This is a genomic window from Nitrosomonas oligotropha (assembly GCF_900106555.1).
GTDB lineage: Bacteria > Pseudomonadota > Gammaproteobacteria > Burkholderiales > Nitrosomonadaceae > Nitrosomonas > Nitrosomonas oligotropha_A.
Genome location: NZ_FNOE01000001.1, coordinates 43,290 through 55,307, shown reverse-complemented (window position 1 = coordinate 55,307; position 12,018 = coordinate 43,290). Strand labels below are relative to the sequence as shown.

Below are 12,018 nucleotides of genomic sequence, written 5' to 3'. Positions count from 1 at the left end.
GCTTCGTACACTGGCTAGCCTGCCAATATTTTCCGCAGTGATGAAGCTTGCAGCGGAATATGCAGCGCACTGGCGATCGTTGGAGAGCTGAGCTCGGCCTTATCAAACACAGGTAATCCGGTGGCATATTCTGTCTCAATGATCGCCAGAGGAGAGGCTGTCAACCGGCCGCTGACCGCGCTTACCGGCAGATTCTTACGCTTTAAGTGCTCTATACCGGCTACTGCGCCCATGGCATCGCCCGCAGCGAAAATCATGCTATCCACGGATCGTGCAAAGACCTTGGAGTCCAGCAAAGCGGCTGTTTCGCGCTGCAACAAACCATCGGCCACTTCCAGCACAATCGCATCCACTTTGGCTGCGCTAAGATGCATAACCAACGTTTCCACGATATGGCCGGTTTGCTCCGGCGCAAGCAGATATGTCGAAGGAAAACCGGCGTGCGTGAAATCCAGCGTTAATTTGGATCCGGCATCGGTCATGAGCCAAGTATCCCTGCCGGAACCGGTGCCGGTCACTTTTGCCGCGCCTACGGTATAGCCCGCATTAACCAGACCTCGAATCAAAGTGGCCGCAGTCGTTGTTTTGCCGGCATTCATCGCCGTTCCGGTTACCGCTATTGTGTAGGGGCGTGGAAACAAACTGACCAGTTTAGGCAGTGCGGTATCGCGCAAATTGATGCGCTGATTATGGCTATCCAGCAATAAACCGATAGGTTCGATGCTGGTGGGCGCTTTGACACTGGCGTGACGGTAATTAACACGTGCTGCAATGCCGCCGGATGCCACCAGATCGCATGCCTGCAAATCATCCGGCACTTGCGCCTCAAACTGATCGGGCGCATAGCGATCGCCATAGCAGACAATGATTTCGTCACCTGCAAACAGCGCGGAACGCCGTCCGTGCGCCAATTCCAGCCCGCTATGGTGGCCAATCTTGGTGACCTTCGCCAGCACCATATCGCCAGCATCGGGAATTACTTCGTCCCCCTGCAACAACGCCGCTGCTGCGTCCAATTTTAAGTTGCGCGGCGTATAAGCAATCTTCGCTTGCAGCAAACGCTCTTGACTGATAAGTAAAGTGTTCATGGTAAATTCCTTTATCGGTAAATTCCAAAAAATGCCGGGGTAGCCAATTTTTAGAAAATAACTCCCCTGCTTCCCAAAACGGGCGCGATACGGCCTGTTTTGGGAAGTTCCACGAGAAGCTGAAATTGATAAACGGGAGGGATTAAAAACCCCTCGATGTGCGGATGCTAGCTCAGTACGCTAACATCATCCCAGCTGATGTGATCCGGTTGCACGCCGACTAGCGTGATTGATACATCGGAACCGAAGTTCACAATGAAATTGGTGCCTTCCTGATGAATATCGGTAATAAAGCTGGCCAAGTGTTCCCTCGACGTCAAGCCAAGTCCGGTATCAAAAACCAGCGTATCATGCTCCAGCGAGCTGAAATCATCGATGCGCAAATGCGATGCATCGCGGATTACAAAATCATCGGAACCACGCCCGCCAGAGCAGTCTTCACCGGCGCGCACTGCAATCGCATCATCGCTGTCGGTGGGTGAAAATCTCAGCAGCCCGGAAAACTTTGGCACCGTGCCGTTGGCACCTGGTGAAACTGTCCATTGCTCCGAAACACGTAAGTAAGTGCCATCGCTATCGACGTCGGCATAGCGGGTTATTTCCGTGCCGAAAGGTTTGACCTCGGTACGAACGACCTCGGTTCCTTCCACTACGTAGGTTTCACTGCCGTCATCATCGATCGATTTTGATTCCCACACGCCATCATCCAGCTCAAATGCAGCCGTTACCTTACTATCCACAATCGTGAACTTAAAAGCTTTGTGCTCGTGCCCGGATGAATCATCATCACGTCCGTCATGTCCTGAACTCATTTTTTTCTCCTCATTGATAAAAGTAACAAACACAGTACAACATTTAAATTAACAACATATTTCTAAAAATACCTTTCTATCCAACATTCAGTTCGAGAATTTACTGGTGACGTACGCGTAATAACCGCCGCCTTTCTTGGCTCCGTATTGCACACCATGACAACCGGGATCGCACGGCAGCATAGCCACCACTTCATCGGTTGTTGCCAAATTGGGGCGCGTATCGACGATGGTAATCGTACCGGTCAGCGTATTCGCCGTAACCATATTTTTTCCATCCGGCGATACCGGCGTTTGGATCGGTAACGCGCCGACAGGACCCGAGATGGCACCGGATAGCGGATCGTAATGCTCAATCAGGTTAATATGCTTGATAACGGTATGTAATTTCATGTCGACCACCGTGATGGTGCTATCCAGCAAATTAGCGACATAATACTTGCTGGCATCCGGCATCATGCCGGTGGCCAGCGGATGGCTGAAATGTCCGCTCACGGGCAAAATGGCATCGATGGAATTTGTTTTGAAGTTATATTGCGTGGTATCGCCGGATAGCACATTCGGTGTCACCATGGTTTTGCCGTCATGACTCATCCAGTGCGCGTGCGCATTGTCCCGTCCAATATCCATCCGGCGCAGCACTTGAGCAGCCAGTGGACTCAATTCCATCACGGAATCCGTGCGGGTATCGCCATTGTTAGTAATATGCAACCTATCCGTATCGGTCAGCGTCATCACATGCGCTGGCGCTTCACCAACGGATACGTTGCGGATCAGTGCGCCGGTCTTGCGGTCATAAACCGTCAGTTTTTTGTCAAACCATTGCGTTACATAGATCACGTTCTGATCCCTATCCGTCCACATATTGTGCGGATTGTTCATTTTGATCGAAGGCAGCGCCACCTTGCGTGTTACTTGCCAGTTAGTGCCATCAATGCGGACACGGTTCCCGGTTTGGATTTTCCCGAAGTCATCTCAAATTGCGTCGCCGCCCAGATTTCCCCAACCGCCGGGATTGCGGGATTTTGCAACGCGGACAGATTGATGTCATTGTCATAGCGCGCATTCAATACGGCTGGCAAATTGACGACACCGATATCGACACGCACATCAACGTTGGGATAAGTGATATGCCACTTTGCATTACTGGCGTAGTTCTGCCAATTGGCTGGATTGGTCGCAATGAAGAATGTCCGTAACAACCGTGTAGCGAGATCGCTGCTGCTTGGAACCGTAATACCGTTGATCAGGCTGAGTGAAGAACCCAGATCCAGTCCGGTAGTTGCCGGATCGTCCACAATCACCGCGCCAAACATGTACGGGTGAATACTGCAAGTAAAGACATACAATCCCGGCGTCGTCAGTGTCAGACTGTCGCCGCCTTTCTTGGGATCGGTATTAAATGGCATGCCTGCCGCGCCAGTGGGGTAAATCAAGCTGGTTCTGGTATGTACCGTATTTGAGTTACCGGAAAAATTAACTTGCACGCCCGGTGTGGCGACGGCTATCGAACGGTTACCTGCAATCGCCGATCCGGTGTCAAACCAGCGGCCCGGAATATCGGTCAGCGAAAAATTAACTTGATTGCCGTCAGCCCAAACATTGCTTGCTGACAAAACCAAGACTGTTGAGCAGCAAGCAATGACGCCCGTAATCTTTCTGACGACTGATTTCTGAAACATATCAAACCCCTCCTTTGATTTAACTAAAAACTGCAGCTTTCACCTTCAATTTAACTCTTCATTCCTGAAGGCTATCTTTCTCTATCTTTATTTTTGTGTGATATTTTCCCGCATGGAAAGAACTATACGTGGGAAAAATTTCCATGTCAATATTTTGTGTGATATTTTCCCACAACATGCTAAAATGATTTGCAATCATTAGTTAATGGCGTTTTACTTCCTCGTGGACAATTGTTATGCATGGTGTTCATTCAACCAATTCAAATCTTTCACCGGCACTGATCACAGCAGTGCGCCGGGTATTACGTCCATTCATCAAACTGATGCTGGCCAAAGGAATCACCTATCCCTTTCTGACGGAAATGCTGAAAGATTTATATGTCGAAGTGGCGGCAAACGACTTCAAAATCGGTGATAAACCTTCCACGGATAGTCATCTCAGTTTGCTGACCGGTATTCACCGCAAAGACATCAAGCGATTGCGCCATGGCAGTTATGCCGACACCGAAACCACGCCACAAGCGGTTTCACTCGGAGCCCGGCTGGTCAGTCTCTGGAGCAGCGATCCCCGTTATCTGGACGAAAACAATCAACCCAAACGGCTGCCACGATTCGCCCGGGAAGGTGGTGATATTTCTTTCGAGGGATTGGTCGCCAGTGTGAGCTGCGATATCCGTTCACGGGTTGTGCTGGATGAGTGGTTAAGGCTTGGCGTTGCTCACTTCGACGAAGAAAACCGCGTTTGTCTCAATACGGCGGCGTTCATTCCCGCTCATGGCTTTGACGAGAAAGTTTTTTATTTTGGCCATAACTTACACGATCACGCAGCGGCGGCAACCAGCAACCTGCTCGGTCACAGTCAGCCTTTCCTGGAGCGCAGTGTTTACTACGATGGATTGAGCGCCGACTCAGTCAAAATACTCGCTGAGAAATCCGCGCAACTGGGCATGGAATCCTTACTTGCAATCAACAAGACCGCCTTGGAACTGGAAAAAAGCGATGCGCAAAAATGCGAACCGAATTACCGCATGACATTTGGCATTTATTATTACAGCGAGCCGGTCGAACCGGAAAAAGCCCCCGGGCCAACAAGCGATTCGCATTCCTAGCACAAGAACTTGAATCTATCCGAATGAAAAAAATTTCATTAGCGGCGATATGCCAAACCAGCTTGCGTCAATTCGGCATCATCGCTTTGACATTCTCATGCGCGGTCAGCGCATTCGCGCAAAATAACTGCGACAGCAACGCTTCTCTCGTTAATCCTGCCATTCTTGCCCACTCCGGAATCGGCGGTACCGGCGCGGCTCAATCCGGCATTGGCGGGACTGGCTTGCACGATGGTGGAATGGGTGGCACCGGCAATCCCCAAGGCGGAATCGGTGGAACCGAAAACATCGCAGACGATGGCGGTATCGGCGGTACAGGAATTGTGGGCGTTATCACCGGATTCGCCAGTATTTGTGTCAACGGCATTGAAATTCAGTACAGCTCCGGCACAACCATCTCTATGGATGGCCAGCCAACCACCGCACGCGAACTGGCCGTAGGCCAAGTCGTTGCCGCCCGGGCGCTCGGTACAGGCGATAAACTCACTGCGCGCAACATTGCAGTGATCCATGCCGCAATTGGTCCGGTCAGCCACTTCGATGCCACGAAAGGAGAAATGCAAGTATTGGGGCAAACCGTAAGGGTCGGACAAGGCGGCGAGCACGGTAATTTCTCCCATCTGAAAAACGGCGATTGGGTACAAATCAGCGGTCACCGGCTTTCCAGCGGCACGATTGCCGCCTCGCGCGTCGAGACCATTGCACCGCGTGCGGAAGCCAGATTAAACGGCCATATCACACAAATTGACGAACAAGGCATTGAAGTCAATGGCACCCGTATCCATCACGACGCCAAATTAATGCCGCAAGGTCTGGCAAAAGGCATGGAAGTGTCGATCGCCGGCCGTTGGGATGGCCTGCAAATGAAGGCGCATCAGGTTCAAGCGGAACCGACCCGCCAGAGTATCGGCAATGTCGATCATGTCGTGATCGAAGGCTATATCCATGCGCTGGATGGTAACGAATTAAACCTGAGTAACCGGATTGTCACGTTGGATCCGGGCAGCTCGGTTGCCGGCAACGCAAGGAGCGACCTCAGACTAGATCAACGCATTCAGATCAGCGGCCGGCCCGGTGCGGATCAGCGAATCAATCCCGAACGGATTGAACTCAAGCAAGAAGTGCCGGTGCAACTGCAAATTCTGGAAAGAATCGGCAACGATGGAATCGACACCAGCGATCACGGCAAAAAAAATAACTCCGGTAACGAGCATGAGGCCAAATCGCTTCAAAATAACAAAAGCGAGCAGAACCAGGGCAGCGGTTCTGGCTCGGATCATAAAAGTGAATTAAAAAAGGATACCGGGGACCATTCAGGCAAGAATCACGCATCCGGAGGCGATTCTCATGCCAAAGACGCAGCCATCCCCGCCAGCCGTGAGGAGAAAACAGACCATTCCGGCTCTTCCGGAAGCGATCATGGTGAAAAGCCGCAAGATAACCGCGAGCAGAATCTTTCCGGTCACGGCTCCGTGGATAAACCCGAGAAGCCCACGGAGATGCCGGATCGCTCCGAAAGACCAAGCGACCACAAAGACAACCTCCGCGACATTGATACCCCGGATAGAGATCATACCCGCGATAGGGATCATATCCCGGATAGAGATCATGTCCTGGATAGAGACCAAATTCGCGATCATAGCGGTCATCAAGACAGGGACTTCAGTCATCGCGACAGGGATTTTGATCGCTGAGCAAGCACGCGCGATCAATGGTTTCTCAAATCTAAATCAGTAAAATACTTATTAATTTTTCAAATTGTTAGTTTTATCCTATGTAAGATAATTACACTCAACAATGTAGGAAATAACCCCATACATGTCGAGCACGAAACTAACCCCAACCATAGCAAGTCTCCATGCGCCGATTCCTATCATTTCAGCCATTTCAGTTCATTCTCTTTCTATCCATTGCCTGTAATTCCCCCGCAGTATTTGCGAATGGGTTCAGCTTCAGCACTGCAACCGACTTCACAACGGGCAAATACGGCGGACCATCCGCAACCGATATTTGGTATGTCCCTTTCACGGCTCGCTACGACAAGGGCCGGGCATCCTTCCGGGTAACCCTTCCGTATCTCAATATGACCGGGCCGGGCAATGTGCTGGGGCCCGGGATCGGCGGGATCGATGGCAGAGGAACCATAATTAATGGAGGTGGTGTGAGCGGAGGCTCCAGTGGTGGCGGTATTGTTATTTGCGATGAACTAAACATCAATTGTCCGGTGATTATCTCCGAAAATGGAAACAACTCAGGCTCAGGTGGAAACTCCGGCTCCGGCGGGGGTGGTGGAAGCGATGACGATGATGATGGCGGCGGTAGCGGTAGCGGCAGTGACGGTGGTGACGACGATAGCGGCAGCGGTGGAGGCAGCGATGACGGCAGTGGCGACGACAGCGGCAGTGGTGGCGGGGGCAGCGATGACGGCGGCGGAGACGATAGCGGCAGTGGTGGCGGAGGTATTGACGACGGCGGCGGTGTTGACGATGGCAGTGGCGGAAGTGATGTTGGCGATGATGATTCAACGGATGCTATTGGCAAATTAAGGCAACTTAAAGTAGGCGCGCTCGGCCTGGCGGGCGGCATTCCGTTGGGCGGTTCCGCGCTTTCAAGCACAAGCCGCTCGGGGCTGGGCGACATGGTTACCGCCTTTAGCTACAACTTAATCGATCATGCGCCGACCGGTATCGCCTTTGATATCACCGCCCGGTTAAAAATCCCCACGGCCAGCACCAGCCAGAACCTGGGTACCGGCCAGGTCGATTACGCAATTCAAGGAGATCTGTATAAAACCATCTCGAATTTCACACTCAGCGCAACTTTCGGCTACCGGATACTCGGCAATCCGTCCAATGTAACGTTTCACAACGTATTTTATGGCGGAGCCGGAATCGGTTACCGGCTATCCGGAACCGTCACTGTGGGAACGAGTTACAACATGGGACAATCGCCCGTGCGGCTGCAAGACAGCAGAGACCTCACGCTCTATCTTTCCCAAAGAGTCAGCAACAATATCAGACTCAACATTTATGGCTTGAAAGGTTTCTCGGAACGCAGTCCGGATTGGGGTGGCGGTATTAATTTACGCTATGTTTTTTAAGCCACCCGGTCAAATATGCAACAACCCATCCGCTTTGCGTTTCGCCAGTAAACAAATCAGATCGCAGGCGATATGCGCGGCGGCGAGCGCCGTGATCTGGCTGTGATCGTAGGGCGGCGACACTTCCACGATATCCATGCCGATCAGATTGATACCGGTAAAACCGCGAATAATCGCCAGTGCCTGCGCGGTAGTCAATCCGCCGCACACCGGCGTACCGGTGCCCGGCGCATACGCCGGATCGAGGCAATCGATATCGAAGGTAAAGTAGGTCGGACGATCGCCGACGATACGTTCAACTTCGGCGACCACCGCATCGGTGCCATGCCGATGCACCCAGGTCGCATCCAAAACATGTATGCCCATGAAGTCGTCATTCCAGGTACGGATACCGATTTGTACCGAATGTTTGGGATCGATCAATCCGTCCTGCACGGCTTTATAAAACATCGAACCATGATTCAGCGAACTTGGCGTATCGTCTGACCAGGTATCGCTATGCGCATCGAAATGAATCAACGCGAGCGGCGCACCAAACTTTTCCGCATGCGCTTTCAGCAGCGGATAACTGATATAGTGATCGCCGCCAAACGTCAGCATGCGCGCACCCGATGCCAGAATATGCCGGGCATGAGCGGCAATCGTTTCATGGATCGTCATCGGATTATGCACATCGAGATAGCAGTCGCCAAAATCGATCACGGCGAGATTCTCGAATGGATCGAACCCCCACGGATAAGGTTTCATTGACGCCACTTCCGCCGACGCCAAACGAATGCCCTGCGGCCCGAAGCGCGTACCGGAGCGGTAAGTCACCGCCAGATCGAACGGAATACCGCTGATCACCAGATCGGCCCCGGTAATATCCTTGCTGTAATTGCGCCGCATGAAGGACAGCACGCCCGAAAATGTCGGTTCGCGCAGCATGGCGTAAGGATTCTCGCGTGCGATCGCGCCATTGATTTTGATGTGGCTGTTATCCGTCATAGTTCAATCCCTCTTCCTTTGTCGTTGAATGCGCTGGCGCAATCTTGTCACTTCAGCACCAGCTGGCGATGATAATATGATTGGTCACTGCAAATTCAAGATTTTGTGATGCGAACAAAAGCTCATGCCATCGATCATAGCTAATGGCAGCCGGATAACGTTATAATCCAGCGCGTTTTGGAAACACTTCTGTATGAAAGATACGATGCAACAGTCAACCTATCGCAAGCATTTGAGCGTCATACTGCTGACCGCCGGTTTGGTCAGCGGTTGCGCTTCGATGTTTTCCGGCACTTCGCAGCGTTCACCCGATGCGGGCAATCAACGCTACCCCAATCTCACCGCACCGTACAACAAACCTTACAAGATAAAGGGCGTCACCTACTACCCGATGCGCTCGGCCGCCGGCTATCGTGAGATCGGCCATGCTTCCTGGTATGGTTCGGAATCGGGCAATCGCACCGCGATGGGAACACGCTTCGTCCCGCATGGCTTAACCGCCGCGCATAAAACATTGCCTTTACCATCGCGCGTCCGGGTGACCAATTTGCAAAACGGCCGTCATGTCGACGTTCTGGTCAATGACCGCGGACCGTTCAAGAAAGGCAGAATCATCGATTTATCACACGGCGCGGCCAAAAAGATCGGCTTGCACGGCGTAGCCAAAGTCAAGGTCGAGCATCTCGACGAAAAAATCAGCCAGAAATAGAACCTTCAGCGCATTACCGCTACGCCGCACAAATGCCGTAGCGCGGCAGCAATTCATGAATCACATAAAAGCGGTGCACTTGCAGCGCGTCGTGAAACAGTTTCCAATGGCTGGTCAGAAAGTCAGGTTTGAGTTCAAACTTCTGACTTTTATCGTTCGCAACTCTGATCGTGCCCAGCGCCTTGTGTTTCCAAGAGCCGGGCCCTTTAGCGATATACGTGAGATTGACCGGCGGGAAATTGAAATAACCGGTTGAGATACGTTCCAGCCACGCCTGATGCCGGGCATTTTCCTCTTCGTGTTTGATATTGCGGAACAACGCTTCGATTCTGGCTTTATCGGTAGCCTGCAAACCGGGAACATCGGCATTCGCATTCCTGAGGCGGAAACGCTGCATAGCCATGACCATTTTTTCCGCAGCCTGTAGAAAAATCGCCGCGTTATCTCTAACGACTTTGTTCTTATGGTGATCTTTGTAACTCCACTTTAAATAGGGACGATCCGGATAGGAAAGCGCGGCGCCGTGACCCAACGGCAAGGTATCGCCCACCAGCTTACTGGCGACATCATCAAACGCGTCGCCAAAGAAATCCTTCAGCCGGGCCGCCAAGTAATTGCCGGGATTGTCCTCATCGTTCAGCTTACTGATATCGTTGTTCTTGTGATTAACTCCGGCGAAACCCTGATGCGACCAGGTATCGGAATAAACATGCAGGGTAATGCCGAGCCGCTGCAACGCGTGCGGACTGTTCTTGCTATTGATGCACGCGGCTACCATGTCTCTGGCAATGGGGCTATCCGGTTTGCAGACGATTTTGTCCATGAAGGTATCCAGCGGATTCTGTCCGGCATTCGCCTCATTATTACCCGGCAAAAAATGGAACGGCAGCCATGCCTGGTGGTTGGCCAGCTCGTCAAAATTTTTGTAATCGAATGTTTTATGCGCCGAACTGATATGTTCATACATGGAACCGTCGGTGAAGCGAATCACACCGGAATTTGTTGCATCATCGACATATTGCGAAGCATAGGCAATGATATCCGCTTCTGGGTGATCAAAACCGGCCAATCGCGCCAGCACATAAGTGGTCGCATGATGAAAGTCTTTTTGCATGATTGTCCTTTTACTCGATTGAATTATTCTGCTTTCGTAAAATAGCCGATGCAGGTTTTTTGCTCGGCAGGGGTCATGAAGCCTTTGTGCTCGTAACGAACCGGCAAGCCTAATTGCTTCAGCTTATCGCTCCACAACGGGTTGTAGGGCATCAACGCGCACGACTTGACGCCTTGTTGATCGAGAAATGCGGCGATTGCGCGGAGGTTGTCTTCAGTCGCCGTTATTCCCGGAATCAGCGGAATTCGTGGAATCACCGGGATTTGCGCATCCTTGAGCAGGCGGGAGAAATTATCCAGAATGCGCTTGCTCGAGTGCCCGCAATACTGTTGGCTGGCCGCCTCATCCATCAGTTTGATATCGTAATAGATCAAATCCAGCCACGGCAGCATTTCATCCCTGAAGCGTTGATAATCGAAAAACCCGCTGGTTTCTATCGCCGTGTGAATGCCTTCGCGCTTCAAGGCTTGCAGCAATTTACTGGCGAACCCCATTTGCAACGTCGCTTCGCCGCCCGACAGCGTGACACCGCCGCCGCTTGCAGTAAAAATCGGTTTGTCTTGCAACAAACGGTACATCAGCTCGTCCACCGTGTACCACGTGCCAATGTGTGTGCCATGAATATCGGTTTCGGGCTTGACCGCTCTGCCTTCGGGATTCTGGCACCAAACGCAGGAAAGCGGACAGCCCTTCAGAAACACCGTGGTGCGGATACCGGGGCCGTCTTCGCTGCAATCGCGTTTGATGTCGAAAACCAGCCCTTTTTCGTTGCTCATAAAAAATCCTTCATGGCCATCTGCACGTTCATGCCAATCGCACCGAACTTGAACATATGTCCGAAATTGCCGGTAATCTGCACCAGATTTTCAATCAGTAATTGCGCGACATCGACATTCGGACGCCCGGCCAATCCCAAAATCGCCTGGGTATCCTTAAAGCGGATCATCAGATCCACTTCGTTCGGATCGCGCTCAATCCGGTCCGCTTCCGTTTCGCTGAGCGCTTCGGTCGTAACGATCGCCGCCGGGTTCAGTTGCCGGCCAAAAGGCGTTTGAATATAGAGCGCCTCCGGATCGGGGCAGAATTTGATCAGCACATTCATGTCATCCTGCGGTTTGCGGGTGCGGATCAGGATTTTTCCCTGATAGTAGCGGATACCACCGGCAACATTGGGATCTTTGATGACGAAATTGTTTTCAAAAAAATGCTGCGCTTTTTTCGCTTGTGATTCACTTAAACCCGGATTGATCAAGAAGCCAAAACCGAGCTTGATCATTACGGCCATGCCCGCAGCCAGCATCGTGCCTTCCATGCGGTTCAACAATCCGCTCAGCGTGCCGTCCGCTTCGCCCAACTCGATGCCGGATTTCAGAATATAGTGAATACCGCCGGGTAACGCGGGAATAGTGGCATGCAT

General features: G+C 51.9%; 12 protein-coding genes. 4 read left to right on the top strand and 8 right to left on the bottom strand.

What is annotated here, in order from left to right; translation table 11 throughout:
- Positions 1-14 precede the first annotated feature (14 nt).
- From BLU57_RS00255 to BLU57_RS16385, 4 genes are all read right to left on the bottom strand, one after another.
- On the bottom strand, positions 15-1,088 hold the full coding sequence (locus tag BLU57_RS00255; RefSeq protein WP_090314813.1) for a P-loop NTPase family protein: 1,074 nt from the start codon (positions 1,086-1,088) through the stop codon (positions 15-17).
- A 167-nt stretch (positions 1,089-1,255) separates the two neighbouring features.
- Positions 1,256-1,900: a hypothetical protein gene (locus tag BLU57_RS00250; protein ID WP_090314809.1), complete on the bottom strand. Its 645-nt coding sequence runs from the start codon at positions 1,898-1,900 to the stop codon at positions 1,256-1,258.
- Positions 1,901-1,987: 87 nt separating this feature from the next.
- Positions 1,988-2,782: a YncE family protein gene (locus BLU57_RS16390; protein ID WP_256206046.1), complete on the bottom strand. Its 795-nt coding sequence runs from the start codon at positions 2,780-2,782 to the stop codon at positions 1,988-1,990.
- Between the two features lie 29 nt (positions 2,783-2,811).
- A complete protein-coding gene (locus BLU57_RS16385) occupies positions 2,812-3,582 on the bottom strand; it encodes a cupredoxin domain-containing protein (protein ID WP_256206047.1) in 771 nt (256 codons plus the stop codon).
- A 236-nt stretch (positions 3,583-3,818) separates the two neighbouring features.
- On the opposite strand from BLU57_RS16385, the gene BLU57_RS00240 reads away from it, so the two are divergent.
- From BLU57_RS00240 to BLU57_RS00230, 3 genes are all read left to right on the top strand, one after another.
- Entirely contained in the window at positions 3,819-4,691 is an 873-nt protein-coding gene (locus tag BLU57_RS00240) for a DUF6502 family protein (protein ID WP_090314807.1), read from the top strand.
- Positions 4,692-4,714: 23 nt separating this feature from the next.
- Complete coding sequence (locus BLU57_RS00235) at positions 4,715-6,385, top strand: DUF5666 domain-containing protein (protein WP_090314803.1); 1,671 nt, start codon at positions 4,715-4,717, stop codon at positions 6,383-6,385.
- A 164-nt stretch (positions 6,386-6,549) separates the two neighbouring features.
- The gene (locus tag BLU57_RS00230) at positions 6,550-7,791 is read left to right on the top strand and encodes a hypothetical protein (RefSeq protein WP_090314802.1); all 1,242 of its coding nucleotides are present in this window, start codon (positions 6,550-6,552) and stop codon (positions 7,789-7,791) included.
- Positions 7,792-7,800: 9 nt separating this feature from the next.
- Here BLU57_RS00230 and speB read toward each other — a convergent pair whose 3' ends face one another.
- Entirely contained in the window at positions 7,801-8,778 is a 978-nt protein-coding gene (speB, locus tag BLU57_RS00225) for an agmatinase (RefSeq protein WP_090314801.1), read from the bottom strand.
- Positions 8,779-8,971: 193 nt separating this feature from the next.
- Here speB and BLU57_RS00220 point away from each other — a divergent pair, with 193 nt between their 5' ends.
- Complete coding sequence (locus BLU57_RS00220; protein ID WP_256206048.1) at positions 8,972-9,487, top strand: septal ring lytic transglycosylase RlpA family protein; 516 nt, start codon at positions 8,972-8,974, stop codon at positions 9,485-9,487.
- 19 nt (positions 9,488-9,506) lie between these two features.
- Here BLU57_RS00220 and BLU57_RS00215 read toward each other — a convergent pair whose 3' ends face one another.
- The 3 genes from BLU57_RS00215 to BLU57_RS00205 are packed head-to-tail and all read right to left on the bottom strand — an operon-like array spanning position 9,507 to position 12,018.
- Positions 9,507-10,601: a DUF6765 family protein gene (locus tag BLU57_RS00215; protein WP_090314799.1), complete on the bottom strand. Its 1,095-nt coding sequence runs from the start codon at positions 10,599-10,601 to the stop codon at positions 9,507-9,509.
- A 23-nt stretch (positions 10,602-10,624) separates the two neighbouring features.
- A complete protein-coding gene (locus tag BLU57_RS00210) occupies positions 10,625-11,377 on the bottom strand; it encodes a radical SAM protein (protein ID WP_090314798.1) in 753 nt (250 codons plus the stop codon).
- Positions 11,374-12,018, bottom strand: a complete 645-nt coding sequence (locus BLU57_RS00205) for a hypothetical protein (protein ID WP_090314797.1) — start codon at positions 12,016-12,018, stop codon at positions 11,374-11,376. The genes BLU57_RS00210 and BLU57_RS00205 overlap by 4 nt, the downstream gene beginning before the upstream one ends.

Bases quoted from the DNA above. Each gene is read 5' to 3' on its own strand.
- BLU57_RS00255 (WP_090314813.1), bottom strand. From the start codon at position 1,088: ATGAACACTTTACTTATCAGTCAAGAGCGTTTGCTGCAAGCGAAGATT.
- BLU57_RS00250 (WP_090314809.1), bottom strand. From the start codon at position 1,900: ATGAGTTCAGGACATGACGGACGTGATGATGATTCATCCGGGCACGAG.
- BLU57_RS16390 (WP_256206046.1), bottom strand. From the start codon at position 2,782: ATGAACAATCCGCACAATATGTGGACGGATAGGGATCAGAACGTGATC.
- BLU57_RS16385 (WP_256206047.1), bottom strand. From the start codon at position 3,582: ATGTTTCAGAAATCAGTCGTCAGAAAGATTACGGGCGTCATTGCTTGC.
- BLU57_RS00240 (WP_090314807.1), top strand. From the start codon at position 3,819: ATGCATGGTGTTCATTCAACCAATTCAAATCTTTCACCGGCACTGATC.
- BLU57_RS00235 (WP_090314803.1), top strand. From the start codon at position 4,715: ATGAAAAAAATTTCATTAGCGGCGATATGCCAAACCAGCTTGCGTCAA.
- BLU57_RS00230 (WP_090314802.1), top strand. From the start codon at position 6,550: ATGCGCCGATTCCTATCATTTCAGCCATTTCAGTTCATTCTCTTTCTA.
- speB (WP_090314801.1), bottom strand. From the start codon at position 8,778: ATGACGGATAACAGCCACATCAAAATCAATGGCGCGATCGCACGCGAG.
- BLU57_RS00220 (WP_256206048.1), top strand. From the start codon at position 8,972: ATGAAAGATACGATGCAACAGTCAACCTATCGCAAGCATTTGAGCGTC.
- BLU57_RS00215 (WP_090314799.1), bottom strand. From the start codon at position 10,601: ATGCAAAAAGACTTTCATCATGCGACCACTTATGTGCTGGCGCGATTG.
- BLU57_RS00210 (WP_090314798.1), bottom strand. From the start codon at position 11,377: ATGAGCAACGAAAAAGGGCTGGTTTTCGACATCAAACGCGATTGCAGC.
- BLU57_RS00205 (WP_090314797.1), bottom strand. From the start codon at position 12,018: ATGCATGCCACTATTCCCGCGTTACCCGGCGGTATTCACTATATTCTG.